At 52.6% G+C, this 26,031-nt stretch carries 20 protein-coding genes; 7 read left to right on the forward strand and 13 right to left on the reverse strand.

Features of this window, described 5'->3' with window-relative positions; translation table 11 throughout:
• The first annotated feature begins 169 nt into the window (after positions 1-169).
• Together LVJ78_RS06605 and LVJ78_RS06610 are read left to right on the forward strand one after the other, a co-directional pair.
• Positions 170-1,402 (forward strand): D-alanyl-D-alanine carboxypeptidase family protein, encoded by a 1,233-nt coding sequence (locus tag LVJ78_RS06605; RefSeq protein ID WP_132952261.1) that lies wholly within the window; start codon positions 170-172, stop codon positions 1,400-1,402.
• Between the two features lie 255 nt (positions 1,403-1,657).
• A complete protein-coding gene (locus LVJ78_RS06610) occupies positions 1,658-2,815 on the forward strand; it encodes an alpha-hydroxy acid oxidase (protein ID WP_132952182.1) in 1,158 nt (385 codons plus the stop codon).
• A gap of 84 nt (positions 2,816-2,899) precedes the next feature.
• On the opposite strand, the gene ppsR is transcribed toward LVJ78_RS06610, so the two are convergent.
• Positions 2,900-3,718 (reverse strand): posphoenolpyruvate synthetase regulatory kinase/phosphorylase PpsR, encoded by an 819-nt coding sequence (gene ppsR, locus LVJ78_RS06615; protein ID WP_132952180.1) that lies wholly within the window; start codon positions 3,716-3,718, stop codon positions 2,900-2,902.
• A gap of 461 nt (positions 3,719-4,179) precedes the next feature.
• Here ppsR and ppsA point away from each other — a divergent pair, with 461 nt between their 5' ends.
• Both ppsA and LVJ78_RS06625 read left to right on the forward strand, forming a co-directional pair.
• On the forward strand, positions 4,180-6,567 hold the full coding sequence (ppsA, locus tag LVJ78_RS06620; protein ID WP_132952178.1) for a phosphoenolpyruvate synthase: 2,388 nt from the start codon (positions 4,180-4,182) through the stop codon (positions 6,565-6,567).
• A gap of 345 nt (positions 6,568-6,912) precedes the next feature.
• Positions 6,913-7,701: a formate/nitrite transporter family protein gene (locus tag LVJ78_RS06625; protein ID WP_132952176.1), complete on the forward strand. Its 789-nt coding sequence runs from the start codon at positions 6,913-6,915 to the stop codon at positions 7,699-7,701.
• Positions 7,702-7,765: 64 nt separating this feature from the next.
• Here LVJ78_RS06625 and crcB read toward each other — a convergent pair whose 3' ends face one another.
• Positions 7,766-8,146 carry a fluoride efflux transporter CrcB gene (gene crcB, locus LVJ78_RS06630; RefSeq protein ID WP_132952174.1) on the reverse strand — a complete coding sequence of 127 codons (381 nt, stop codon included), beginning with the start codon at positions 8,144-8,146 and terminating at the stop codon, positions 7,766-7,768.
• Positions 8,147-8,164: 18 nt separating this feature from the next.
• Positions 8,165-8,854 carry an energy-coupling factor ABC transporter permease gene (locus tag LVJ78_RS06635; RefSeq protein WP_132952172.1) on the reverse strand — a complete coding sequence of 230 codons (690 nt, stop codon included), beginning with the start codon at positions 8,852-8,854 and terminating at the stop codon, positions 8,165-8,167.
• 207 nt (positions 8,855-9,061) lie between these two features.
• Between LVJ78_RS06635 and LVJ78_RS06640 the strand changes: the two genes are divergently transcribed.
• A complete protein-coding gene (locus LVJ78_RS06640; RefSeq protein WP_132952170.1) occupies positions 9,062-12,247 on the forward strand; it encodes a DNA translocase FtsK in 3,186 nt (1,061 codons plus the stop codon).
• A gap of 339 nt (positions 12,248-12,586) precedes the next feature.
• On the opposite strand, the gene LVJ78_RS06645 is transcribed toward LVJ78_RS06640, so the two are convergent.
• On the reverse strand, positions 12,587-13,039 hold the full coding sequence (locus LVJ78_RS06645; RefSeq protein WP_243650313.1) for a DUF3465 domain-containing protein: 453 nt from the start codon (positions 13,037-13,039) through the stop codon (positions 12,587-12,589).
• A 27-nt stretch (positions 13,040-13,066) separates the two neighbouring features.
• Positions 13,067-13,858 carry a hypothetical protein gene (locus tag LVJ78_RS06650; protein ID WP_132952168.1) on the reverse strand — a complete coding sequence of 264 codons (792 nt, stop codon included), beginning with the start codon at positions 13,856-13,858 and terminating at the stop codon, positions 13,067-13,069.
• Between the two features lie 90 nt (positions 13,859-13,948).
• Here LVJ78_RS06650 and LVJ78_RS06655 point away from each other — a divergent pair, with 90 nt between their 5' ends.
• Both LVJ78_RS06655 and LVJ78_RS06660 read left to right on the forward strand, forming a co-directional pair.
• Positions 13,949-14,200: an NGO1151 family protein gene (locus LVJ78_RS06655; RefSeq protein ID WP_132952166.1), complete on the forward strand. Its 252-nt coding sequence runs from the start codon at positions 13,949-13,951 to the stop codon at positions 14,198-14,200.
• Positions 14,201-14,295: 95 nt separating this feature from the next.
• Entirely contained in the window at positions 14,296-15,087 is a 792-nt protein-coding gene (locus tag LVJ78_RS06660; protein WP_132952164.1) for a basic amino acid ABC transporter substrate-binding protein, read from the forward strand.
• Between the two features lie 554 nt (positions 15,088-15,641).
• Here the strand turns inward: LVJ78_RS06660 and LVJ78_RS06665 are convergent.
• The 8 genes from LVJ78_RS06665 to der all read right to left on the reverse strand — a co-directional run bounded on the left by LVJ78_RS06665 (position 15,642) and on the right by der (position 26,002).
• The gene (locus LVJ78_RS06665) at positions 15,642-16,832 is read right to left on the reverse strand and encodes an amino acid aminotransferase (protein ID WP_132952162.1); all 1,191 of its coding nucleotides are present in this window, start codon (positions 16,830-16,832) and stop codon (positions 15,642-15,644) included.
• Between the two features lie 186 nt (positions 16,833-17,018).
• Entirely contained in the window at positions 17,019-18,116 is a 1,098-nt protein-coding gene (locus LVJ78_RS06670) for a hypothetical protein (RefSeq protein WP_132952160.1), read from the reverse strand.
• Between the two features lie 359 nt (positions 18,117-18,475).
• Complete coding sequence (locus LVJ78_RS06675; RefSeq protein ID WP_132952158.1) at positions 18,476-19,099, reverse strand: MlaC/ttg2D family ABC transporter substrate-binding protein; 624 nt, start codon at positions 19,097-19,099, stop codon at positions 18,476-18,478.
• A 339-nt stretch (positions 19,100-19,438) separates the two neighbouring features.
• On the reverse strand, positions 19,439-19,738 hold the full coding sequence (yfaE, locus tag LVJ78_RS06680) for a class I ribonucleotide reductase maintenance protein YfaE (RefSeq protein WP_132952257.1): 300 nt from the start codon (positions 19,736-19,738) through the stop codon (positions 19,439-19,441).
• 390 nt (positions 19,739-20,128) lie between these two features.
• Entirely contained in the window at positions 20,129-21,262 is a 1,134-nt protein-coding gene (gene nrdB, locus LVJ78_RS06685) for a class Ia ribonucleoside-diphosphate reductase subunit beta (RefSeq protein WP_132952255.1), read from the reverse strand.
• A 119-nt stretch (positions 21,263-21,381) separates the two neighbouring features.
• Positions 21,382-23,661 carry a class 1a ribonucleoside-diphosphate reductase subunit alpha gene (gene nrdA, locus LVJ78_RS06690; RefSeq protein ID WP_132952155.1) on the reverse strand — a complete coding sequence of 760 codons (2,280 nt, stop codon included), beginning with the start codon at positions 23,659-23,661 and terminating at the stop codon, positions 21,382-21,384.
• A 325-nt stretch (positions 23,662-23,986) separates the two neighbouring features.
• A complete protein-coding gene (gene hfq, locus LVJ78_RS06695) occupies positions 23,987-24,262 on the reverse strand; it encodes an RNA chaperone Hfq (RefSeq protein ID WP_132952153.1) in 276 nt (91 codons plus the stop codon).
• Between the two features lie 282 nt (positions 24,263-24,544).
• Positions 24,545-26,002 carry a ribosome biogenesis GTPase Der gene (der, locus tag LVJ78_RS06700; RefSeq protein ID WP_132952151.1) on the reverse strand — a complete coding sequence of 486 codons (1,458 nt, stop codon included), beginning with the start codon at positions 26,000-26,002 and terminating at the stop codon, positions 24,545-24,547.
• Between the last annotated feature and the right edge of the window lie 29 nt (positions 26,003-26,031).

The raw sequence follows: 26,031 nt of genomic DNA on the forward strand, positions 1-26,031 counted from the left end.
GGCAAGAAAAATGTTAGCAACAGTAATGATTAACGGTATAATGCCGCCTGAAATGCGCTTATTGATGCGATTTGCGAAGATAAGCGGCAGATAAACAAGATTATCGTCAGGCCGTCTGAAACGGGCGGCCTGATTTTTTGCCATTTGAAAATAAAGTTTACCCGAAATGATGAAAAAAACGCTGCTCGGCCTGTTTGTGGCCGCCCTGTTCAGCGGCCATGTGGCCGCTGCCGATCCCGCTGCTTCAGCCGCTTCTGTGCCGCAGGCCGCTGCTTCTGCACCTGCCGCACCTGCTTCACCGGCAAGCGCGGCCGCTGCATTGCCGCAAGCGCCGCAAATTGCCGCCACGGCTTTTGTGGTAAAAGATCTGCAAAGCGGCCAAGTGTTGGCCGGCAAAGATTTGAATGCGCCGGTGGAGCCGGCTTCGCTCACCAAGCTGATGACGGCTTATCTCACCTTTAAGGCGCTCGACAACGGCACGCTCAAGCCCGACCAAATGCTCACTGTGTCGGAAAAAGGCTGGAAAGCCGAGGGCTCGCGCATGTTTTTGGAGCCGCGCAAGCCGGCCAGCGTAAGCGATTTGATTAAAGGCCTGATTGTGCAATCGGGCAACGATGCGGCCATCACCTTGGCCGAAGCCATCGGCGGCAGCGAAGAGGGCTTTGCCGATATGATGAATGCCGAAGCCAAGCGCTTGGGCATGAGCGGCACGCATTTTCTCAACAGCACCGGCCTGCCGGGCGAAAACCACCTCACCACCGTGAACGATTTGGTGATTCTGGCCGGCGCAATCATCAATGATTTCCCCAAATATTATCCGATTTATTCGATTAAATCGTTTAAATACAATAATATCGAGCAACCTAACCGCAACTTGCTGCTTTATCGCGACGCCAGCGTCGACGGCTTGAAAACCGGCCACACCAGCAGCGCGGGCTACAATTTGGTGGCTTCCAGCAAGCGCAACGGCCGCCGCGTGGTGTCGGTGGTGGTGGGCACGGAGAGCGCCGAAGCGCGCGCTGCCGAGAGCAGCAAGCTGCTCAACTGGGCACTGCAATCGTTTGACACGCCCAAGCTTTACGATGCCGGCCAAACCATTTCACAAGTGAAAGTGTATAAAGGCGCGGCCAACGCGGTGAACGTGGGCTTTTTAGAAGCCGCCTACATTACCATTCCGCACGGCAGCGGCGGCAACATCAAGCCTGTGCTGGAAACCGTGCAACCGGTGGTGGCACCGATTCAGAAAGGCCAAGTTCTGGGCACACTCAAAGTGATGAGCGAGGGTCAAGTGCTGGCCGAGAAAAACGTGGTAGCGCTCAATGCGGTGGAAGAAGCCGGCTGGTTCGGCCGCATGTATGACGGCATTGTGTTGTGGTTTAAAAATCTGTTTGCCGATAATTAACCACACCGGTTTTGACCATCTAAGCCGTTTCTTTTCAGAAGCGGCTTTTTATATGCATTCAAACCCTTGCCGATATTGCCGCAAAAGCGTTTGCATTATCGGCAGGCTTGGTATAAATTTATAGAGCTTCGTTTTTTGTTTGAATATGAATCTTAATGCCGTCTGAAAACTGTAAGACGGCATTAAACATTTATTATAGAAACAAACCGCGGCGCACAACGATAAAATACACAGCAACCGATAAGAGAGATTGAAATGAAACGCGATTTGAGCAAAATGACCTGCATCGAAGACTTGCGCCGCGTGGCGCAGCGCAAAGTGCCGCGCATGTTTTACGATTATGCCGATTCAGGCTCGTGGACAGAAAGCACTTATCGCGCCAACAGCAGCGATTTTCAAGACATCAAATTCCGCCAGCGCGTGTTGGTCGATATGGAAGGCCGCAGCCTGGCCACCAAAATGATCGGCGAAGAAGTAAAAATGCCGCTGGCCATCGCGCCCACCGGCTTCACCGGCATGCAGCATGCCGACGGCGAGATTTTAGCCGCGCGCGCCGCCGAAAAATTCGGCGTGCCTTTTTCGCTTTCCACCATGTCGATTTGCTCGATTGAAGATGTGGCCGAAAACACCAGTGCGCCGTTTTGGTTTCAGCTTTATGTGATGCGCGACCGCGAATTTATGGAAAACCTTATCAAGCGCGCGCAAGCGGCCAAATGCTCGGCGCTGATTCTCACCGCTGATTTGCAGGTGCTCGGCCAGCGCAACAAAGACATCAAAAACGGCCTCTCCGCACCGCCCAAACCCACCATCGCCAATATGATCAATCTGGCCACCAAGCCCGAATGGTGCATGAAAATGCTCAACACCGAGCGGCGCACCTTTCGCAATATTGTCGGCCATGCCAAAAATGTGGGCGATTTATCGTCGCTCTCATCTTGGACCGCCGAACAATTCGACCCGCGCCTGAGCTGGGACGATGTGGCCCGCATCAAAGATATGTGGGGCGGCAAGCTGATTATCAAAGGCATTATGGAGCCGGAAGATGCTGAATTGGCGGTAAAAAGCGGCGCCGATGCGCTGATTGTTTCCAACCACGGCGGCCGCCAACTCGATGGTGCGCCTTCCACCATTAAAGCCTTGCCCGATGTGGTGAGCGCTGTGGGCAGCGATATCGAAGTGTGGCTCGACAGCGGTATCCGTAGCGGCCAAGATATTCTGAAAGCCTGGGCACTGGGCGCACGCGGCACCATGATCGGCCGCGCTTTCCTCTATGGCCTGGGTGCTTACGGCGAAGAAGGTGTCACCCGCGCGCTGGAAATTCTGTATAAAGAAATGGATATTTCGATGGCTTTCACCGGGCATCGCGATATTCACAATGTCACCGAAGATATTTTGGTTAAAGGCACTTATTAATCGCTTGATAAGCTGCATTTAAATGCAGATAAACAGGCCGTCTGAAAGCGTTTCAGACGGCCTGTTTATCTGCATCACACCGGTTTAAAAGCGCCGCCGCAGCTGGCAGGCCTGCATAATGTTGACCGCCAATTCTTCCACCGATTTATCCGTGGTGTTGGTAAACGGAATGCCGTGTTGGCGGAACATCGCCTGTGCATCGGCCACTTCGCGCCGGCAGGTGTTGAGCTGCGAATAAGTGGAATCGGGGCGGCGTTCGTGGCGGATGGCTTGCAGGCGCTCGGGCAAAATGGTGAGGCCGAAGAGCTTGTTTTTATAGGCTTTAACCATGCGCGGCAAATCGGTGCTTTCCAAATCATCGGGAGTGAGCGGGTAGTTGGCGGCACGTATGCCGTATTGTAGCGCCAAATAAAGGCAGGTGGGCGTTTTGCCCGAGCGCGATACGCCCATTAAAATCACATCGGCATCTTTTAAATCTTTGCCGCTGATGCCGTCGTCGTGGTTGAGCGAAAAATTCACCGCTTCCATGCGCGCATCGTAGCGCTCGGTGTCAGTGATACCGTGGTTGCGGCCCACGGCATGGCGGGCAGCCACGCCGAGCTCGCATTCGATTTTGCCCAGAAAAGCATCAAAAAAGCTCAAGTGCAGGCCGGAGCTGAGCTTGATGATTTCGCGTATCTGATTATCAATGATGCTGCTGAACACCAGCGGACGCAGGCCGCTTTGCTCGGCGGCGCTGTTGATAATCTGCACCATGGCATGGGCTTTTTCGGGCGTGTCGACAAAAGGATAGGTGGTGCGCTTGAAATTAATGCCTTCAAACTGATCAAGCAGGGCTTCGCCCATGCTCTCGGAGGTAAGGCCGGTGCGGTCGGAAATAAAAAAAGCGGGGCGGCGTGCCATAAAGTGAGCTCACATTTCTCTGAATAATCGTCATAATTTTCGGCAGTAAGGCGGCTGTGTTTCAGACGGCCTCAGCACTTATCATCATATCAAGCCCTATCCGTTGAATAAAGCCCTATCGCAAAAACTACACACCACTACAAATAAAAATAAATAAATTGAAATACCCATTTTTTGTGTAAATTTTTCAAATTATTGGCAGAAAATGCCATAAATAAAACATTAAATGCCGTCTGAAAAATCATTAATGAGTTCTGAAAGCCCTGATTAACAACGATTAACAAAAAATCAGCGCTATGGAATTATCTGTTTCATTTCACTACAAATGCGGCTTCCCGCAATTTTCAAGACTGCGCGGCCTTTTAGCAACGCGATAAAACACATGACAGCTCAAGCCGCTGTGGTTAGAATAGCGGCGGAGATTCATTTCTTTTTTAACTGACTTTAAGCTTGGATTAAAAATGGCTGCAAATTACGTGATTTGGTTTGAAAACCTGCGCATGACCGATGTGGAAAGCGTGGGCGGTAAAAACGCCTCTTTGGGCGAGATGATCAGTCAGCTGACTGAAAAAGGCGTGCGCGTGCCCGGCGGCTTTGCCACCACCGCAGAAGCCTATCGCGCCTTTTTGGCACACAACGGCCTGGCCGAACGTATTTCCGCAGCGCTGGCCGCTTTGGATGTGGAAGATGTTATCGAGTTGGCACGCGTGGGCAAAGAAATCCGCCAATGGATTTTAGACACCCCGTTCCCCGAGCAGCTCGATGCCGACATCAAAACCGCATGGGATAAAATGGTGGCCGATGCGGGCAGCGAAAACATCGCCGTGGCTGTGCGCTCTTCAGCCACCGCCGAAGATCTGCCCGATGCATCTTTTGCCGGCCAGCAAGAAACCTTCCTTAATATCAATGGCTTGGAAAATGTTAAAGAGGCGATGAAGCATGTGTTTGCCTCGCTTTATAACGACCGCGCCATTTCCTACCGCGTGCACAAAGGCTTTGCCCACGATGTGGTGGCTTTGTCGGCTGGTGTGCAGCGCATGGTGCGCTCCGACAGCGGCGCGGCCGGCGTGATGTTTTCCATCGACACCGAAAGCGGTTTCGACCAAGTGGTGTTTGTCACCTCTTCATACGGCTTGGGTGAAACCGTGGTGCAAGGCGCAGTCAACCCGGATGAATTCTATGTGCACAAGCCCACTTTGAAAGCCGGCAAACCGGCGATTTTACGCAAAACCATGGGCTCCAAGCTGATTAAAATGACCTTCACCGACCAAGCGCAAGCGGGTAAATCTGTGCAAGTGGTGGATGTGGACGAGGCGGCGCGCAAGCAATTTTCTATCAGCGATGCCGAAGTGGCCGAGTTGGCGCAATATGCGTTGATTATCGAGCAGCATTACGGCCGCCCGATGGACATCGAATGGGGGCGCGACGGCACCGACGGCAAGCTCTACATCCTGCAGGCGCGCCCGGAAACCGTGAAATCGCAAGAAGAGGGTGGTCGCAGCCTGCGCCGCTATGCGATCAACGGCGAGAAAAAAGTGTTGTGCGAAGGTCGCGCCATCGGCCAAAAAGTCGGCCAAGGCAAAGTGCGCCTGGTGAAAGACGCCTCGGAAATGGACACCGTAAAAGCGGGCGATATTTTGGTTACCGACATGACCGACCCCGATTGGGAGCCGGTGATGAAGCGCGCTTCGGCAATTGTGACCAACCGCGGCGGCCGCACCTGCCACGCCGCCATTATTGCGCGCGAGCTGGGCATTCCGGCCGTGGTGGGCTGCGGCGATGCCACCAGCGTGCTTTCCGAGGGACAGGAAGTTACCGTGTCGTGCGCCGAAGGCGACACCGGCTTGATTTACGCAGGCTTGCTGGATGTGGAAGTTACCGATGTGGCTTTGGATAAAATGCCCAAATCGCCGGTGAAAATCATGATGAACGTGGGCAACCCGGAGCTGGCTTTCTCGTTTGCCGGCCTGCCCAGCGAAGGCATCGGCTTGGCGCGCATGGAATTCATCATCAACCGCCAAATCGGCATCCACCCCAAAGCCTTGATTGAATTCGACAAACAAGACGCCGATTTGCAAGCTGAAATCAACGAACGCATTACCGGCTATGCTTCTCCGGTGGCTTTTTATGTCGACAAAATCGCCGAGGGCGTGGCCACGTTGGCCGCATCGGTGTATCCGCGCAAAGCCATTGTGCGCATGTCTGATTTCAAATCCAACGAATACGCCAATCTGCTCGGCGGCAATATTTACGAGCCGCACGAAGAAAACCCGATGCTGGGTTTCCGCGGTGCGGCGCGTTATGTGTCCGATGATTTCAAAGATTGCTTTGCGCTCGAATGCGAAGCGCTCAAACGCGTGCGCGACGATATGGGGCTCACCAACGTTGAGATTATGGTGCCGTTTGTGCGCACCCTGAGCGAAGCCGAGCAAGTGATTAAAGCGCTTAAAGCCAACGGTCTCGAGCGCGGCAAAAACGGCCTGCGCCTGATTATGATGTGCGAAGTGCCGAGCAATGCTTTGTTGGCCGAGCAATTTCTGCAATATTTCGACGGTTTCTCCATCGGTTCCAACGACATGACCCAGCTCACTTTGGGTGTGGATCGCGATAGCGGCGGCCCGATTGCCAGCACGTTTGACGAGCGCAATCCGGCGGTGAAAGTAATGCTGCACTTGGCGATTTCCGCTTGCCGCAAGCACAATAAATATGTCGGCATTTGCGGCCAAGGCCCGTCGGATCATCCTGATTTTGCCAAATGGTTGGTGGAAGAGGGCATCGATACCGTGTCGCTCAATCCCGACACCGTGATTGAAACTTGGCTGTATCTGGCTAAAGAGTTGAATCAATAATCAGGCCGTCTGAAAGGCTTGCAGAAACCGCTGTGGCACTTGCCCGGCGGTTTTTTTGATTGCTCGAAAAAACAGATAATACTGAATCTAAAATGTTACTGCGCCTTGCCTTATTATTGTGCGATCTGCTTTATGTCACTTTATTTTTCATTTCGCGATAGATTGCTAAACAGCCGTCTGAAGCTTTTCAGACGGCTTTTCACATTATTGCTTTTACGGTTTGTCTGAACAGCCACAAGCTTAAATGTAATTTACCTACAAGAAAATGAGCTAAATCAAAATCGCGGTTTGAAAACCATTTACAATATGCGCCATCGAAAAACCTCACACACAGGCAAACAAAAAATGAGCGCTTTATATCCACATGAGATTTTGCAGGCCACCATTGTAAAAGGCGAGGCCAAAGCGGCATGCAGCACGCTTTCTTTGAGCATTTTGGGCTTTCTCGGCGGCGCGTTTATCTCGTTGGGCTATCTGGCCTATATCCATGTGGTCGGCGGCATGCCGCACGAATGGAGCGGCTTGGCCGTGTTGATGGGCGCAGCGGTGTTTCCTATCGGCCTGATCTGCATCTTAATCGGCGGCGCTGAACTGATTACCGGCAATATGATGGTGTTGCCCGCTGCATGGCTGGCAAAGAAAATCTCATTGGCCGCGCTCGGGCGCAATTGGCTGATTGTAACCCTGGCCAATCTGCTCGGCGCTTTTTTCGTGGCCTGGTTTTTCGGCCATTATGTCGGCCTGACCGAAGGAGAATTTCTGCACAAAACCATAGCGGTGGCCGAGAGCAAAGTGTCTGCCGATTTCGGCCGGGCGCTGGTTTCGGGCATAGGCTGCAACTGGATGGTGTGCATGGGCGTGTGGTTGTGCTACGGCACGCAGTCGATGTCGGGCAAAATATTAGGCATTTGGTTTCCGATTATGATTTTTGTGCTCATCGGCTTCCAACACGTAGTGGCCAATATGTTTGTGATTCCGGCAGCGATTTGGGGCGGGGCGGATATCAGCTGGACGCAATTCGGCTGGAATATGCTGTCGGTTTATATCGGCAATGTTATCGGCGGCGCGGTGTTTGTCGGCGCGGTGTATTGGTATTCATACCGCAACCAGCTCAGCAGCAAAAGCGCACATTAAAATAGAAAAACCAAAGGCCGTCTGAAAACTTTTCAGACGGCCTTTGGTTTTTTGAAGCACATACTCAACCGCGCAGCGCCGACACCGTGGCCATGCCCAACACCGTCAGCAGCAGTGAGCCAAACAAATGCAAAGCCGATGTGGCCACCGCCGCGCCCCAGCGCTGCGCCTGCAACATGCCGACCACCTCAAGCGAAAAGCCGGAAAACGTGGTCAAGCTGCCGAGAAAACCGGTAATCAGCAGCAAGCGCCAATGCGGCGGGAAAGCCGGCCAAAATTCAATCATCGCAGCGGCCACGCCGATAATATAAGCGCCGATCCAGTTGGCCATTAAAGTGCCGAGCGAGAGCCAGGCCGCATGAGAAGTGAGCCACAAGCCCAAAGCCCAGCGCATCAACGCACCAAAAGCTGCGCCGATCACAATCACAACCACATTGGCAAACATGGTTTCCGTTCCTTTAAATCAAGATTTCCAGATTTGATGACGCGGCTGCAAATAATGCGCGTCATCATAAGTGGCCAAAAGCTGCGGTGCCAGCGCCACAAAAATGGCCGCAAACAAGCCGCTTAAAAAAGCCTCGCCCCAAGAGAGCAGAAAAAACACCGGAAAGGCCGAATGCCACAACACCTCAGCCGGATACACCGAAGCTGCTTGCAGCAAGCCCGATAATAACGCACCCGTTGCCAGCATGCCCGCTGCCGCAGCCAGAAACCCATTTACAAAAATATAGATAAAAATATTCGGCGGCAGTTTGCGGCCAACGCAGCGGATAAGCACATTTATTATGATAGCCGGCAGCAATAAAACCAATGCATTCAAGCTGATAATATTCAGATTGCTCGAGCCGTGCAAAAGCCAAGTGTAGGGCAGCAGCATCAACGTGCCCAGCCATAAAGCAGCGGGCGCGCCCAGCATCAAGGTAATCAGGCTGATGCCGAGCAAATGATAAGTCAGGCCGGCGAGCTGGCCGCTGCTCAATTCGGCATGCAGCCCCCATAAAACCGCCAGCAAAAGCGCAGCGGCCGCCGCAGCCGCACCATGGCTGCGCAAAGCGCGCCAAGCAGGCTTTGCACAGCCGGCGAGCAAGGCCAGCAACACCACATGCGCGACCAGCGCCAGCGGCAAAGGAAACCAAGCGGCAAGAAAATTCATGTCGGCATTCCGGTGCAAACAAAAGGATAAAGCAGGCCGTCTGAACGCCTTTCAGACGGCCTGAAGCTTGATGATTATACGCGAATCCGTCCATAGGGCAGGGTGCAGATTCCGAAAAACACAGCTGATGGTGAAATCAGTTTGGTTTACCGGCAAAACACGTTAAAATAACACATTTGCCGAAACCGACTCAGGGTTGCCTTATTTATGTTGTGGACGTTGTTATTGATTTTGCTGCTGGCCGCGATTGCCGCAGTGCTGTGGATGCGCCGGCAGCAGGAGCGCGAATGGCTGCGCGAGCTCACTTATCTGAGCCGCCACGAAACCCAGCCGGCCTTCAGCCCTGAAGACATGGCCGCCAAACCGCCCAAAGCTTTGCGCGGCGTTGATCCCAATCTGCAAAACACCCGCCAAAGCCACAAAGCAGCCGAAGAAGCGCGCGCCGTATACGATAAAACCGTTGCTAAGCTGCGCGAATTGTCTCCCAAACACAGCCGCAAGCTCGATGCCACTTCCGGCAAAAACACCTTACAACCCAACGACAATCTCGATGATTTGCCGATTTTTGCCGCGCCCACACAAGACGCTTCGGCCGAGCTTCCGGCAGACATTGATGAAGTCGCTGATGAAGCACCCATCCGCGCCCTCAAAGCCGAACCCTTGCGTATTGGGCAAGCTGAGCCGGCAGCGCCTGATGGCGTACCGCCCGGCCACGATATTCCGATGTTTGGCGCGGTGATTGCGCCTACTGCGCCCGCCGCGAAGCCTCGCCCCAGCAGCGGCAAAGCCATTGCACCGGCGCCTTATCTGCAATTTGATGAAAGCGAATACCGCAGCGCCAAAGCCGTAGATGCCGAATTGCCGGTGATTACACTCGAAGAGGCCACCCGCGCCCTATATGAAACACCGTTGGCCGATTTGGCACAGCCGCAAAACACGCCCGCCCACCAAGCCGAGCTGCAAACGCACGCGCCGGCGCCTGATTTGGAAGTGGTGGATGTGAATTGGCAATTCAAGCCCGCGCTCGAAGCCGCCGGCGTGCAAGCACCCAAGCCGCCTGTGGAATTGAAAACCATCAGCCTCGACGACCCTGCGCTGATACGCACCCGCGCCCGCACTTTGGCAGAAGTGCAAAAAATCAGCCACCAAACCCCGAAAACCGAGCTGGCCGAATCGGTGCGCCAAGCCATGGGCGCGCCCGAAACCATAGGCGAAGAAGACATCCGCGCCAATCTGCTGCGCCAGCGTATGGCGCGCCGCCGCCAAGTTTCGGCGCAAGAGCCGCTGCAAACCGCGCAACCCAATGTGATTCCCGAGGGCGAAATATTGGCCAATCTGGCCAAAACCGATTCGCCGGTCAACCGCCGCATCCGCCGCGTCAACACCACTGTGCGCGAAAGCGTGATTCCAGAAGCCGCACGAGTGGAGCAAAGCCACGCCATCAAGCTGCAAGTGCCCAAGGCAGCTGCGCCGATTTCCACCCGCTTCACGCCTTATGCCGCTATGGCTGCGACAGCCGCGCCCACGGCTACCGTGGTCGAGCCGCCGCCTATGCCGGAAGTGGATATGATGCCACTTGATATACCCGAACCGCCCGTATTTAACGGCAGCGCTTATGATGAGCGTTATGATGCGTTCGACGCTTACCAGCCACCCGAGCCCGCTGCAAACGCACACATCAGCGATGCCCCGCGCTGGTCGATTACCGACCGCTTGATTAGCGAATCCGCACCGATTGAGCCTGCAATAAGCATTCAGACGGCCTCAGAAGAAGCTGTTTGGCTGCAAAACGGACAATCTGGCGCAATGCCGTCTGAAGCCGCATTCGAGCAATCGGCCAACCTTGTTATGCCGTCTGAAAGTATGACGCCGCCGCGCATAATAGAGCAGGGCGCAGGCACCCACCTGCCTTCGCTCGGCCTGCTTTTGCCGCCGCAATTCGACCCCAGCGCCACCCAAACCGAAGATGCGCTGCTGGAAAACAGCATCACGATTGAAGAGAAGCTGGCCGAATTCAAGGTTAAAGTCAAAGTGATGGATGCATACGCCGGCCCCGTAATTACCCGTTACGAAATCGAACCCGATGTCGGTGTGCGCGGCAATGCCGTGCTAAACCTTGAAAAAGACCTGGCCCGCTCGCTCGGCGTGGCTTCGATTCGCGTGGTGGAAACCATACCCGGCAAAACCTGTATGGGGCTGGAGCTGCCCAACCCCAAGCGCCAAATGATACGCTTGAGCGAAATCTTTGATGCGCCGGTGTTTCAAGATTCCAAATCCAAGCTCACGCTGGCGCTGGGGCAAGACATTACCGGTCAGCCTGTGGTTACCGATTTAGCCAAAGCCCCGCATCTTTTGGTGGCCGGCACCACCGGCTCGGGCAAATCGGTGGGCGTGAATGCCATGATTTTATCCATGCTCTTCAAAGCCACGCCCGAAGAAGTGCGCATGATTATGATCGACCCGAAAATGCTCGAATTAAGCATTTACGAAGGCATCCCGCACCTGCTCGCGCCCGTGGTGACCGATATGAAATTGGCCGCCAACGCGCTCAATTGGTGTGTAAACGAAATGGAAAAACGCTACCGCCTGCTCAGCCACATGGGCGTGCGCAACCTGGCCGGTTTCAACCAAAAAATAGCCGAAGCCGCCGCGCGCGGCGAAAAGCTCGCTAATCCGTTCAGCCTCACACCCGGCGATCCCGAGCCGCTGGAAAAGCTGCCTTTTATCGTGGTGGTGGTAGATGAGTTTGCCGACTTAATGATGACGGCCGGCAAAAAAATCGAGGAGCTGATTGCCCGGCTGGCCCAAAAAGCACGCGCCGCCGGCATTCACTTGATTTTGGCCACGCAGCGCCCCAGCGTAGACGTGATTACCGGGTTGATTAAAGCCAATATTCCCACCCGCATCGCGTTTCAAGTGTCCAGCAAAGTCGACAGCCGCACCATTCTCGACCAAATGGGCGCCGAAAACCTGCTCGGGCAGGGCGATATGCTGTTTCTGCCGCCCGGCATCGGCTATCCGCAACGCGTGCACGGCGCATTTGCTTCCGATGACGAAGTGCACGGCGTGGTGGAATATCTCAAGCAATTCGGCGAACCGGCTTATATTGACGACATTCTCACCGCCGGCGTAGGCAGCGATGATATATTCAGCAATGCCAACAACGGCCGCAACAACGATGGCGAGCTCGACCCGATGTATGATGATGCAGTAGCTTGCGTGGTGAAAACCCGCAAAGCCAGCATCTCATCAGTGCAGCGCCATTTGCGTATCGGCTATAACCGCGCCGCACGCCTGATTGATCAGATGGAAGCCGACGGCATCGTGTCCGCACCCGAAAGCAACGGCAACCGCACCGTGCTGGCACCGCCTGGCAATGAACATTTGGATTGATGGCTTGAGCAAGTGCCTAAATTATAGATTCTGATTTATGGCAGAAGGAAGACAGCTCTTTATCTATCTTGTTAAACCAAGGCCGTCTGAAGTTTTTTCAGACGGCCTTGGTTTAAGTGTATAAGAAAAAAGGAATAAATAAATGAGTGTAAATTACTTTAGCTACATGCACATTTGTCAGCACATAATTTCCATGTCAATAATTTAACATAATACAGATTATGCGAAACTAGCACCATGTCACGGTAATGCCCACACAGGGGGTTCTATAGATTTTCACCATCAAGCAATCAAACTACAATTACTTTTTTCAGCATTGATGTTTTATGGCCGCCTGCTTCACTGATAAATGATTCCGCGATGTTCAAGCCAGCCATCTGCATGGCGGCCTTTGGGGTCGTGATGGGTCCAGTGAATCACGCCGCCTTGTGCCGACCATTCGTATTCGCCATAAAAAGCAACGGCGTCGCCTTTTTTCAACTGGGGAATTCTGGGAGCCAAATCAATATTGTGCGCCACCAATAAGGTTTGGCCGTTGGCAAGCTTTAGAATAAAGCGCTGATGACGCGAGCCTTTGTTATCGTCGGGCAAGGTTTTGCTGACCACGCCGCTGCCTTGAATTTGCAGATTGCTCTGCCTGCCATCAAATGCTGCCTGCAATTTGGCATCGGTGTCGGCAGGCGCGGCAGCATGGTTCGGCGCATCCGTTTTACCGGGCGTTTGCTGCTGCCAAAGTTGGTAGCCTATTATGGCGCCCACCACTAAGGCAATCCAAATCCAGTTTTTCATCATTCCGGACTATCTTGATTAAAGCTTGCTTTATTGGCGGCGCTTGAATTTTAAGTCGTATTTGATTTCCGACATCACCGCTTTTAAATTGTATTCGAGAATTTCATCAACCAGGGCCGGTGTTTGCTCGTTGAGGTTTTGTTGCAGCTGATAAGTGAGCGCGGCCGCCTGTTTTTGCACGGCCACGCGCACCATGCCGTTTACTGCATCGGTCAGGTGCGGGCGCAGGCGCTTGCTCAGGCGCGCCATAAGTTCGCTTTCCGATAAACACATCACCGGTTGATGCGCGGCCACCTGCGGATCAAGCACTTGCACGATAACCGGCATGCCCTCTGAATCAGGCAATGCTTCATCTTCCGGCACATGTTGTGTCGGGTTTTGTGTTTGCGCAGGCTCAGTCGCGTTTTGCCGTTTCGGGTTCAGCCAAACGGTATGGGTTTTGAGCACTTGCCCCTCATCGGCGGCCTGCAAGGCGGTTTGGGCGGCAAGCCAATCTTCTTGCAGCAGCACGGTGGTGTCGGTTTCCGCGCCCTCTTCTTCCGGGATGCTTTCATTGTACGTTTTCTGCCATTGCAACAAGTATTCGCGCAATGCTTTTTCTTGTGCTTTCGCATGGCTTTTGTCGACAGCGCGCACCGGTTTCACGGCAACCGGAGTAGGTTCGACACGGGTTTCCGATTGCGGTGCATCGCTGTGGCGGCGCTCGCGCAATTGCTCGAGGCCGCGCTCCCAATCGAAATCTTCTTGCTGCGGCTCAACCGGTGCGCCGGCCGGCTCTTCTAAGGTAAAGGTTAACTCTGATGGCGAACGTTTGCTGTCCATTTTCTGATGCTCCGGTGCAGGTAGCGGCTGTTTAAAGCCGTATGGTTCGGTATAATGCGCTTATTCTAACAGATTATTAAAGGAAACATCATGAGCAGCCTCGAACAACGCCTCGACTATCTCGAAGAAGCCAATGATGTGTTGCGCATGCAAAATCAGGTGCTGGCCACGGCCTTTAAAGGCATGATCAGCGCCCTGCCCGCCGATATTGCGCAAGATGTGGTGGAATCGGTGCAACTGGCTTTTGAAGATACGCTGGCCGAGCTGCAATATGAAGACAGCCCCCATGTGGATTTATTCCATGATGTGACTTATGCCTTTTTCCGTGAAAAAGAGCGTTGAATACATCAAACAGGCCGTCTGAAAGCATTATTGCATTTTGTAAATTTATGCTAAAATTGCAAGCCTGATAACCATTGCTTGATAAGGAAAACACCATGAATATGAAAAAATGGCTGGCGGCGGCTTTTGCCTGCTCTGCTCTGATGTTGGGCGCATGCGGCGGCCAAAGCAGCAACACCGGCGCGGCCGCTTCGGCCGACAACAGCAATAAAGTTTACCGGGTGGCAATGAATGCCGAATTTGCCCCGTTTGAATCGCTTGATTCCAGCAATCAGGTGCAAGGCTTTGATGTGGATTTGATGAATGCGCTGGCTCAGGCGGGCAATTTCAAAGTGGAATACAAGCATCAGCCTTGGGATAGCCTCTTCCCTGCGCTGGCCAACAGCGATGCCGACATGCTTATTTCTGCGGTGACGATTACCGATGAGCGCAAACAAACCATGGATTTCACCGAGCCTTATTTTGAAATCACCCAAGTGATTTTGGTGCCCAAAGGCAAAGAAATCAAATCGGCAGATGATTTGAAAAATGCCACCAAAGTGGGCGTGGTTACCGGCAACACCGGCGACTTTGCCGCTTCGAAAATTTTGGGCAACAACAGCCCGAAAATCGCCCGTTTTGAAAACCTGCCCTTGCTGATTAAAGATCTGGAAAGCGGCGGCTTGGATGCGGTGGTCAGCGACAGCGCCGTGGTGGGCAATTACATTAAAAATAACAGCGACAAAGGCTTCAGCATGGTTGCCGTGCCTGATTTTGAAGTGGAAAACTACGGCATTGCCGTGCGCAAGGGCGATACCGCCACCTTGAATATGCTCAATGAAGCGCTCAAACAAGTGCGTGCCAATGGCGAATATGACAAAATTCACGACACTTATTTTACCAAGTAAAACTCGGTTGAAATCAAGAAAAAGCCCAATTTCGGGCTTTTTTTCTTTCTGAAAAGTTAATGTTTCAGACGGTCTTGGCTTCTGTAACGACCGGTAAAACGTGTGCACATTCAAATGGGCATCATACCAATTCAAAAAAATAACCTTACAAAATAAAAGTAGTTCGATAGCACCAACCGCGTAGGTCAGATTCTTGAATTCGACGTTTATCGGCCAAAGTGATGTGCGTGTCTTGTTCTACGAACAAGTGTCGGATTCAAGAATCCGACCTACGGGCTGCCTGTTTATATAGTGGAATGCAAGAAAAAGTGACACAAAACTACGCACTATAACAGGTAGGTTGGGTTGCCAAACCCAACGTTTCAGACGGCCTGTGGGCTTGTTGGGTTTTCAACCCAACCTACCCGTTGTGTCACTTTTTCCCGCATTTCACTATATATTATTTTTTAGAATTGGTATAAGAGTTTGAAACTATTTTTCAAGCATTTGTTTTGCCTATAAAAAAGGCCGTCTGAAACTTTTTCAGACGGCCTTTTCACCCTTGGCTATTGCTTTTACAACACTTTCACAATGCTTTCGCACAGATAGCGGATATTCGCTGCTGTGATGCCGGCCACGTTGATTCGGCCGGAGCGCACGGCGTAAATGGCGAATTCGTCTTTCAAGCGGTCAACCTGCTCGGGCGTGAGGCCGCTGAATGAAAACATGCCGTTTTGGTTGATGATAAAGCTGAAGTCTTGCTCGGCGCCGTATTCTTTCAGCAAATCCACAAATTGGCGGCGCATCTCTTTGATGCGGCTGCGCATTTCATCCAATTCGGCAACCCATTGCGCTTTGAGGGCTTCGTCTTGCAACACGATGGCCACGGCGCTGCCGCCATGCGAAGCGGGGTTGGAATAGAGGGTGCGGATAATGCTTTTTACTTGGCTGAATGCGCGCGCTGCGGTTTCTTCATCGGCGGCCACTAAGGTAAACGCGCCTACGCGCTCGTTGTAGAGGCCGAAGTTTTTAGAATAAGAGCTGGCCACCAGCATTTCCTGATGGTTGGCGGCGAAAGCGCGCAGGCCGGCGGCATCTTGCTCCAAGCCGTTGGCAAAGCCTTGATAGGCAAAGTCAAACAAGGGCAGCCAGCCTTTTTCAGCCGACATTTTAGCCAATGCCGCCCATTGTTCGGGCGTGGGGTCGATGCCGGTGGGATTGTGGCAGCAGCCGTGCAGCAACACCACATCGCCGGCTTGCGCTTGCTGCAAATCTTCAATCATGCCGTTCCAATCCAGGCTGTGGCTGGCTTTGTCGTAATAGCGGTAATCGCGGATATTGATGCCGACGGCATTGAAAATGGCGTTGTGGTTGGGCCAGGTCGGCGCGCTAATCCACACATTTTGGGCAGGCGTTTGGCGTTTGATAAATTCGGCGGCCACGCGCAATGCGCCGGTGCCGCCCAAGCTTTGCGCGGTTTTGGCGCGGCGGCTTTGCACGATTTCGCTCTCGGCGCCAAACAGCAGCTTTTGGGTTTCGGCGTTGAAGGCGGCCACGCCGTCGATGGTAAGGTAGTTTTTGGTGTTTTCTTTGTCGAGCAGGCGTTTTTCGGCTTCTTTGACGGCTTTTACAATCGGAGTTTGGCCGGCCGCATCTTTATACACGCCGATGCCGAGGTTGACTTTGCCCTCGCGCTGCTCTGCTTTAAATGCTTCGCCCAAACCTAAAATCGGGTCGGCTGGTGCTGCCTGGATTTTCTCAAACATGATAACGCCTCTCTGTGATGATGATCGGATAAAATAATATAAAGCAATAGTTAACAATATTACGCTTTTTCCCGGCAGATGAAAACCGCTGCCGCTGCGATATTTGGCCTGTGTCATAAAAAAATCATCAGGCCGTCTGAAAGCTTTTCAGACGGCCTGAATTTGAATGGATACTATTGATTCGGGTTAGAAGAAAAATTCCACTTGCGCACGCACCACATTCACATCTTGTTTGCTGTTGCCCGCGGTGGCGTTTACTTGCTTGCCGTGCAGGTAGAATGCATTGAATTTGATGTTTTTGTAGGGCACAAAATCAAAGCCCAGCTGCGCGCCCTGCACGTTTTTGGAATAATCGTTTACCGATGAAATGCCCGACATGGCACCCACACGGCGATAGTTGGCAAACACATCGTAGCTGTTGCGGGTTTTGATGTCGGCCAGCTTGTATTTCACTTCGGTAAACACGCCATCAGGCGACACTTTTTTGCCGGCGCTGTCGCGCACATCATCAATATTGGAGCGGCTATAGGCCGCCATCCAGCGCCAATCGTCGTTGAATTTCACATCCATGCCCACCTCGCCGAACACAGCGTTTTGCGTGCGGTTGTCGGGCTTTTTCAAATCGTTGAGGTAAACCAGTGTGGCGCCGACATTCACTTTATCGTTTACCGGCACCACGGTTTGCGCCGAGGCGATAAATTCGCGGCGCACTTCCACGCCCCACGGGTTGTCGTTCAAATGCTTGGTCATGCGCGCGGCGGCGATTTTGGTGGGGTATTTGTAGTCGAAAAAGAGCTCGGCACCGGTTATTTCATTATCGAGCACGCGGCCGTATGAAGAGAATGCGCCGAATTTACCCAAACGGGTTTTCACTTTGTCGTAAACCTTGCCTTCTGCATAAAGTTTGTTCATCGGCACATCATGGTCGCCGTTGAATTTGCCGTTTTCCAGGTTGATCTGCGGCTCCAGCTGGGTGGTAACACGCCAGTTTTCGGTCAGCTTGGCTGAAAGCCACAACTCCAAGTTGGCATGGCTTTGGCTGTCGGGGCGCTGGTTTTCATTGCCGGCATAAGAGGATTGGGTGTCGCCGCCGTCTATGCGGAAACGCAGCGTGCCGGCTGCGGTAAAGCGGTCTTCGAAAAAGCCTTTTTTCTCGTGTGCGCGATCATCAATGGCGTTGATATAATCATCGCCGGTAGCCAATGCGGCGGCTGTGTTTTCAGCCCATGCCGGCATTGTGCACAAGGTGGCGGCCAGCAAGGTTAAGGTGCGTTGAGCGTTCATGCGTAAATCTCCCATGTAGGAAAATGATGTTGAGGGCTGTGCCGCTTGCCAGCGGCGTAATTACAATACAAATATTGACATACTTTATTTTCCAACAAACGGAATACTCATTAAGCCGAAATAATATCTTATTGATATTCAATAATTTTAATTTTAAACCGGCTCATTTTTTTGCGTATGCAATTTATAATTTTTGTATATGTATGTAATCATATTTAATCTGTAATATTTGTGCAATAAATGCTGCTGTCAAACCCAGCTTATCTTGCTGCTGGTTTGATATTGGTCAACATGGCAACAGGCCGTCTGAAAGAATGTTTCAGACGGCCTGTGTTATCTTATTAAATTTAAATATAAAATCAATTGCCGGCAGGTGTTGCCGGTTTCAGCCCTTTTTGGCGCAGTGTTGCAATTGTACCATCAATGCCTTGCTGGCGGATTAAATCGTTAAACTGGTTGCGGTAAATCGTGACCATGCTGGCGCCGTCAACGCGGATATCGTAGATTTTGTAGGTTTGCCCCACTTGATACAAGCGGTAACTCACTTCATATTTATTGCCGGTGCCGCTGCGCACTTCAGTAAACACTTCCACGCGGTTGTTATTGCTCTCGATTATTTTCGGCAGCAAAGTCACTTTTGCATCTGCTGCGCCCATCAAGGCGGCGCGCGAATACATGGTAATCATCATGCTTTTAAAGGCGGCGATAAAATCGCTTTTTTGCTGCGCGTTGAATTGCCGCCACGGCAAGCCCACGGCCAGTGCCGAAATGCGTTGATAGTCTAAATATTGGTCGGCATAGCGGTCGATGCGCTGCACTTTTTGCGCTTCGCTCAATTGCGGGTTGCGCGCGACAGCGAGCACGGCATCCATATTTTGCTGGAATTGCACCTGCGCCGGATGTTGGGCGGCCGTGGCGGCTGCGGCATAAGGGGCAACAATGGCCACCGGTGCGGCCATTAAAACGGCCATTAATTTATTCATTGTTTGTCTCCTTTGTGTTGCTTGCGTTTTATAAAAGGCAATGCCCGCGTTTTCAGTGAAGGGGGTTTATCTTGCCCACGATAGTATAATTTTTCGGCTTTATCCAGCCTATTCGGATAAAACGCCCGTAAATCATGTAAATAATACCAAACTTAAAAAATAACCCAACGGCGTTGGCTCGCCTTGCCGCGTGCGGTGTACTGTCTTTGGCTTGCCGCCTTATAAGCTTACTTTTTTGAATGGGTATTATTTTTTAGGTCGGGTATAAATCACGAAAGGCCGTCTGAAACCTTTCAGACGGCCTTTCGATGATGCAACTGCTTTGATGATGCAACTGCTTTATTGGTTTTCAAACAAATCGCTGTCAAACAAATCCCGCTCTTGTACACGGACGCGGCAGTCGATTTCTATCGGCCCGCTCACGCGGCAGCAGCAAGGCAGCACTTCATTGGGGCCGACAAAAGCCAGCGGCAGCTCGTCGTAATCCACCTTGCCTGCGCGCAATTTCACGCGGCAGGCGCCGCAATAGCCGCTGCGGCATTGGTATTCCACTTCGTGGCCGGTGCGCTCCAAACCGTCGAGCAGGGTTTCGCCCGCTTGCAGCTCGAAGATTTTATCGTTGGTGGTGATTAAGGTCATGCTCGGGTTCAATCGTTGCAGCATTGCCTGCCACAGACGGTTGGGCAATACGGCGGCACGGGGATGGAAATGAATCTGCACGGTTTTTCCTTATGGTTTCAGACGGCCTGAGTTGAGGCCGTCTGAACAGCATAGAAAAAAACCGTGACCGTTTAATGAATGCCGGATTCATCAATATGAAAGACGGCCTGTTGTAATAGCCCTGGCTAGGGTCTGTTCACAATTCATCTCGTGGCAATCTTTTGGCTCAAAAACGCGCCTGCTGCGTTGAAAATGCTCGCAAGGTGTTCAACCTTGCTGTGCTTTTCGCCTTGCAGCCACGCTTTTGCGCTCAAAATCTTACTCGCGGATGAATTGTGAACAGACCCTAGGGTCTATTCACAAGCGCTATTACAACTCGAAATCGCCCAAATCTTCAGCCTTCACTTCCGCATCGATTTGGCCGATCAAATAAGAGCTGATTTCCACTTCTTGCGGGGCAACCTGCACATTATCGGATGAGAGCCAGGCATTAATCCACGGAATCGGGTTTTGCGTGGCGCTTTCAAAAGCCGGTTGCAGGCCGACGGCAGCCATGCGCAGATTGGTGATGTATTCCACATATTGGCCGAGGATTTCTTTATTCAGGCCGATCATGGAGCCGTCTTTAAACAAATATTCGGCCCATTCTTTTTCCTGCAAAGCAGCGGTTTTAAACAAATCAAAACATTGCTGCTCCAATTCGGCGGCGATTTCGGCCATTTCAGGATCGTCCACACCGCTGCGCATCAGGTTAAGCATGTGCTGGGTGCCGGTGAGGTGCAGCGCTTCGTCGCGGGCAATCAGCTTGATGATTTTGGCATTGCCTTCCATCAATTCGCGCTCGGCAAAGGCAAACGAGCAGGCAAACGACACATAAAAGCGGATGGCTTCGAGCACGTTGACACACATCAGGCAAAGATAAAGCTTTTGCTTCAGCTCGCGCAAATGGATGTGCACGATTTTGCCGTTTACTTCGTGCCGCCCTTCACCCAAAAGGTTGTAATACTGGGTGTATTCAATCAAATCATCGTAATAGCAGGCGATGTCTTCAGCGCGGGCAATGATGTAATCGTTGCTGACAATATCGTCAAACACGAGCGAAGGATCGTTCACGATATTGCGGATGATGTGGGTGTAGGAGCGCGAGTGGATGGTTTCGGAAAACGACCAGGTTTCCACCCAGGTTTCTAGCTCGGGAATCGACACCAAAGGCAGCAGGCCTACATTGGGGCTGCGGCCCTGAATCGAATCGAGCAGGGTTTGGTATTTCAAGTTGCTGATGAAAATGTGTTTTTCATGGTCGGGCAGATTTTGGTAATCGATGCGGTCGCGCGACACGTCGATTTCTTCCGGCCGCCAGAAAAACGACAATTGCTTTTCAATCAGCTTTTCGAAAATTTCGTATTTCTGTTGGTCGTAACGCGCCACATTCACCGGCTGACCGAAAAACATCGGCTCCAAAAGGGCGTTGTTTTTGGCTTTGCTGAAGGTGCTGTAAGACATCACTAAATGTTCGCAAGACATAATCGGGCTTTCGGATAATATATTCAGACGGCCTCACGCGGCCGCATAAGGCACAACAGGCGGAAGCTGTGTTCCGCCCTGCTCTGCTCGTTAACGCATCAAATTTTGCATGCACCGCCGGCGCAGCCGTCGTCTTGCAAATCGGCCTGGGTGTCGTCGGCACCATCGCGGGTGTTGTGGTAGTAAAGGGTTTTCAGGCCGAATTTATAGGCGGTGAGCAAGTCTTTTAAAAGCTGCTTCATCGGCACGCGGCCGCCTTCAAAACGCTGCGGGTCGTAACTTGTATTCGAAGAAATGGCCTGGTCGACAAATTTCTGCATCACGCCCACGAGCTTCAAATAGCCGTCGTTGTTCGGCATCTGCCACAGCAATTCGTATTGGTTTTTCAAGCGCTCGAATTCGGGCACTACTTGCTTCAAAATGCCGTCTTTCGAGGCTTTCACCGACACCAAGCCGCGCGGCGGCTCGATGCCGTTGGTGGCATTGGCGATTTGCGAGCTGGTTTCAGACGGCATCAGCGCGGTGAGGGTGGAATTGCGCAAACCGTGTTGCACGATTTCGGCGCGCAGGCCTTCCCAATCCAGATGCAGCGGCTCTTGGCAAACGGCATCCAAATCTCTTTTATAGGTGTCGATGGGCAGCTTGCCCTGCGCATAAGTGGTTTCGTGAAACAGCGGGCAGGCGCCGTATTCTTTGGCCAAATTCACCGAGGCTTTGAGCAGGTGATACTGAATCGCTTCAAAGGTGCGGTGGGTGAGGCCGAGCGCGGAATCATCGCTGTAGCGTACGCCGTTTTTAGCTAGGTAATAAGCATAGTTGATCACGCCTATACCCAGCGTGCGCCGGTTCATGGTGGCGATTTGGGCGGCTTTAATCGGGTAATCCTGATAATCGAGCAAGGCATCGAGCGCGCGCACGGCCAAATCGGCCAAGCCTTCCAACTCATCCAGGCTTTCGAGCGCGCCCAGATTGAATGCCGACAAAGTGCACAACGCGATTTCGCCGTTTTCATCATTGATGTCGTTTAAAGGCTTGGTCGGCAGCGCGATTTCCAAACACAAATTGGATTGGCGCACCGGTGCCACGCTCGGATCGAACGGGCTGTGGGTGTTGCAGTGATCGACGTTTTGGATATAGATGCGGCCGGTGCCGGCGCGCTCCTGCATCAGAATGGAAAACAATTCGGTGGCCGGCACAATGCGTTTGCGGATGGCAGGGTCTTGCTCGTATTGGGTGTAGAGACGCTCGAATTCGTCTTGATCGGCGAAAAATGCATCATATAAGCCCGGCACTTCGTGCGGGGAAAACAGCGCAATATCGCCACCTTTAATCAGGCGGGTGTAGAGCAGGCGGTTGATTTGCACGCCGTAATCGAGCTGGCGAACGCGGTTGTCTTCCACGCCGCGGTTGTTTTTCAGCACCAGCAGGCTTTCCACTTCGATATGCCAAAGCGGGTAAAACAAGGTGGCCGCGCCGCCGCGCACGCCGCCTTGCGAGCAGGATTTGACTGCTGCCTGAAACATTTTGAAAAACGGAATGCAGCCGGTGTGCTGCGCTTCGCCGCCGCGGATTTCGCTGCCCAAGCCGCGGATGCGGCCGGCGTTGATGCCGATGCCGGCCCGCTGCGACACATATTTCACAATCGCGCTGGTGGTGGCGTTGATGCTGTCGAGGCTGTCGTCGCACTCAATCAGCACGCAGCTGGAAAATTGGCGCGTGGGCGTACGCACGCCGCTCATAATCGGCGTGGGCAATGAAATTTTAAAAGTGGATACGGCATCGTAAAACTTTTTCACATAAGCCAAGCGCGTGGCTTGCGGATATTTGGCAAACAAACACATCGCCACCAGCATATACAGAAACTGCGGCGTTTCGTAGATTTGCCGGCTCACGCGGTTTTGCACCAGATATTTGCCCTCGAGCTGCTTGACGGCACCGTAAGAGAAGGTCATGTCGCGCTCGTGGTCGAGATAATCGTTGAGCTCGTCGAATTCGGCGCGGCTGTAGTCGGCCAAAAGATGGCGGTCGTATTTGCCCGCTTCGGTGAGTTTGCCCACATGGTCAAACAAATGCGGCGGCTCGAATTGGCCATAAGCAATTTTGCGCAAATGGAAAATCGCCAAACGCGCAGCCAGATATTGGTAATCGGGCGTTTCTTGAGAAATCAGGTCGGCCGCAGCTTTGATAATGGTTTCGTGAATATCGTCGGTGCGGATGCCGTTGTAAAACTGGATATGCGATTTGAGCTCAACCTGCGACACCGAAACATTGTCCAAACCGGCTGCTGCCCAGTTGATTACGCGGTGGATTTTATCCAGATTGATCGGCTCCAGCCGGCCGTCGCGTTTGGTTACTTTCAGATTGCTTGCTGCGTTCATCGCCAAATCCCATCCAGTTGAAAAACACAAGATACGGTAGTATCTTGCTGAGGAAACCACAATATAATGTATTTTCAGACGGCCTGCCAGTCTTGACAAACTGCCTGTTCGGGAGGCGCAAACGGCGCTGCGCCCACCCTGTCGGCATAGCGCCTTGAGTATTCAGCCATTGCTGAATTTCTTCATGCGGCCGCTGCCTAAAAATGATGCAAATAATTATTGTGTAATTTTGTACGCGCCATGCAACAGGGCTTGTCGGCCCTCTTAAAATAGCGCATAGAAAAATGCCTTACCGCAAAAAAACGGTAAGGCATTTGAGCAAAACTTATTCGGCGGAGTGGGTTTCCACTTGCACGGGCGCTGCGGCTTGCTGCTTCTCGTGCTGCAGGCTCACGGCGCGCGCCGGCACGATGGTGGAAATCGCATGTTTGTAAACCATTTGCGTTACCGATGTGTTGCGCAGCAACACCACATACTGGTCAAACGATTCTACCTGGCCTTGCAGCTTGATGCCGTTGACCAGATAAATTGAAACCGGCACATGCTCTTTACGCAAGGCATTCAAGAAAGGATCTTGTAACATTTGTCCTCTAGCGGTCATATTTTAAACTCCGTTATTATGGTTTTAAGGTTTCGGGAAAGTACGCGCCGATTGTAGCCCTGAATGCGGCACTTTTCCAATACTTTCTCAGTAAGAATGTGCAAACATAAAGAAGCGCTAAAGCCGGCGCACCGCGTTTAGATGGGCGGGCAGCCCGAAAGTTTCCGGTTTTTTCAGACGGCCTGATCACTATATCTGCACATGGCTTCTTTGCTGGGCTCAGGTATAAAAAGAGGCCGTCTGAAAGCAAAAAGCGTTCAGACGGCCTTGTTTGTTTTAATGTTATTTATTGTGCTGTTTTTTGACGCTTACTTTGGCTTTCTTTTTGAAGCGGCTTTTTTCTTCCTTGCGCCCTTCCCGCTTTTCAATGCGGTTGCTCAAAGCGGCGCGGCGCAGCGGCTTTTTCTTGGGCTTGTCGTCTGCTTCACTATAAGGGTTTTCCGACACATTGTATTGAATGCGCAGCGGTGTGCCTTGCAGGTTGAAAGCTTTGCGGAAGGTTTGGGTGAGGTAGCGGGTGTAGGCATCGGGAATATGCTGCAACGAATTGCCGTGTATCACAATCACCGGCGGATTCATGCCGCCTTGGTGGGCATAGCGCATTTTCGGGCGCACCAAGCCTGCGCGAGGCGGCTGCTGGCGCTCGATGGCGCTTTGCAGCACGCGGGTGATTTTCGGGGTAGGCATTTTAATCATTGCTGCATCATAGGCCGCTTGAATGGAATCGAACAAGCCGTCGATACCGCGCTCTTTCAATGCCGAAATATAATGGAATTTGGCAAATTCCAAAAAATACAGCTTGCGGGCGATGTCGCGCTTCACCTGCTCGCGCCGCTCCTCGCTGATGCCGTCCCATTTATTCACCGCCACCACCAAAGCCCTGCCTGCTTCCAGCGCAAAGCCGGCGATGGTGGCATCTTGGTCGGCAATGTCTTGCTGTGCATCAAGCACCAACACCGCCACATTGGCCGCCTCAATCGCCTGCATGGCTTTAATCACCGAAAATTTTTCCACCGCTTCATCCACTTTGCCGCGGCGGCGCACGCCGGCGGTGTCGATAATGGTGAAGGGCTTGCCTTCACGCTCGAAATCGATGTGGATGCTGTCGCGGGTGGTGCCGGCCATGTCGAAAGCAATCACACGCTCTTCGCCGAGAATGGCGTTTACCAAGGTGGATTTGCCCACGTTGGGGCGGCCGATAATGGCAAACACGGGGTGTTTGGGCGTTTCGGCTTCTTCTTCCGCTTCGGGAAAGTGTGCCAACACCTCTTCCATCAGGTGGTAAACGCCATCACCGTGAGCGCCGGAAATCACGGTGGGCTCACCCAGCGCCAGCTCGTAAAACTCTGCCGCCAGCACGGCACGGTTGCCGCCCTCGCCTTTGTTCACCGCCAAAAACACCGGCCGCGTGCTTTGTCGCAGGCGGTCGGCAATGATTTTATCTTGCGGGGTAACGCCGTTTCGGGCATCCACAAGAAACACCACCGCATCGGCTTCATCAATGGCTTGCAGGGTGTGTTTGGCCATTTCATGCAAAATGCCGCTGTCCACCACCGGTTCGAAACCGCCGGTGTCGATTACCAGATAAGGTTTACTGCCGATTTTGCCGTGGCCGTAATGGCGGTCGCGCGTGAGGCCGGGCATATCGGCCACCAAGGCATCTTTGCTGCGGGTGAGGCGGTTGAATAAGGTGGATTTGCCGACATTGGGGCGGCCGACCAGCGCGATGGTGGGTTTCATAGTTATTTTCTCGGTTGTTTTCAGACGGC

It is taken from the genome of Uruburuella suis (genome assembly GCF_022870845.1).
Lineage (GTDB): Bacteria > Pseudomonadota > Gammaproteobacteria > Burkholderiales > Neisseriaceae > Neisseria > Neisseria suis.

Bases quoted from the DNA above. Each gene is read 5' to 3' on its own strand.
- LVJ78_RS06605 (WP_132952261.1), top strand. From the start codon at position 170: ATGAAAAAAACGCTGCTCGGCCTGTTTGTGGCCGCCCTGTTCAGCGGC.
- LVJ78_RS06610 (WP_132952182.1), top strand. From the start codon at position 1,658: ATGAAACGCGATTTGAGCAAAATGACCTGCATCGAAGACTTGCGCCGC.
- ppsR (WP_132952180.1), bottom strand. From the start codon at position 3,718: ATGGCACGCCGCCCCGCTTTTTTTATTTCCGACCGCACCGGCCTTACC.
- ppsA (WP_132952178.1), top strand. From the start codon at position 4,180: ATGGCTGCAAATTACGTGATTTGGTTTGAAAACCTGCGCATGACCGAT.
- LVJ78_RS06625 (WP_132952176.1), top strand. From the start codon at position 6,913: ATGAGCGCTTTATATCCACATGAGATTTTGCAGGCCACCATTGTAAAA.
- crcB (WP_132952174.1), bottom strand. From the start codon at position 8,146: ATGTTTGCCAATGTGGTTGTGATTGTGATCGGCGCAGCTTTTGGTGCG.
- LVJ78_RS06635 (WP_132952172.1), bottom strand. From the start codon at position 8,854: ATGAATTTTCTTGCCGCTTGGTTTCCTTTGCCGCTGGCGCTGGTCGCG.
- LVJ78_RS06640 (WP_132952170.1), top strand. From the start codon at position 9,062: ATGTTGTGGACGTTGTTATTGATTTTGCTGCTGGCCGCGATTGCCGCA.
- LVJ78_RS06645 (WP_243650313.1), bottom strand. From the start codon at position 13,039: ATGATGAAAAACTGGATTTGGATTGCCTTAGTGGTGGGCGCCATAATA.
- LVJ78_RS06650 (WP_132952168.1), bottom strand. From the start codon at position 13,858: ATGGACAGCAAACGTTCGCCATCAGAGTTAACCTTTACCTTAGAAGAG.
- LVJ78_RS06655 (WP_132952166.1), top strand. From the start codon at position 13,949: ATGAGCAGCCTCGAACAACGCCTCGACTATCTCGAAGAAGCCAATGAT.
- LVJ78_RS06660 (WP_132952164.1), top strand. From the start codon at position 14,296: ATGAATATGAAAAAATGGCTGGCGGCGGCTTTTGCCTGCTCTGCTCTG.
- LVJ78_RS06665 (WP_132952162.1), bottom strand. From the start codon at position 16,832: ATGTTTGAGAAAATCCAGGCAGCACCAGCCGACCCGATTTTAGGTTTG.
- LVJ78_RS06670 (WP_132952160.1), bottom strand. From the start codon at position 18,116: ATGAACGCTCAACGCACCTTAACCTTGCTGGCCGCCACCTTGTGCACA.
- LVJ78_RS06675 (WP_132952158.1), bottom strand. From the start codon at position 19,099: ATGAATAAATTAATGGCCGTTTTAATGGCCGCACCGGTGGCCATTGTT.
- yfaE (WP_132952257.1), bottom strand. From the start codon at position 19,738: ATGACCTTAATCACCACCAACGATAAAATCTTCGAGCTGCAAGCGGGC.
- nrdB (WP_132952255.1), bottom strand. From the start codon at position 21,262: ATGTCTTACAGCACCTTCAGCAAAGCCAAAAACAACGCCCTTTTGGAG.
- nrdA (WP_132952155.1), bottom strand. From the start codon at position 23,661: ATGAACGCAGCAAGCAATCTGAAAGTAACCAAACGCGACGGCCGGCTG.
- hfq (WP_132952153.1), bottom strand. From the start codon at position 24,262: ATGACCGCTAGAGGACAAATGTTACAAGATCCTTTCTTGAATGCCTTG.
- der (WP_132952151.1), bottom strand. From the start codon at position 26,002: ATGAAACCCACCATCGCGCTGGTCGGCCGCCCCAATGTCGGCAAATCC.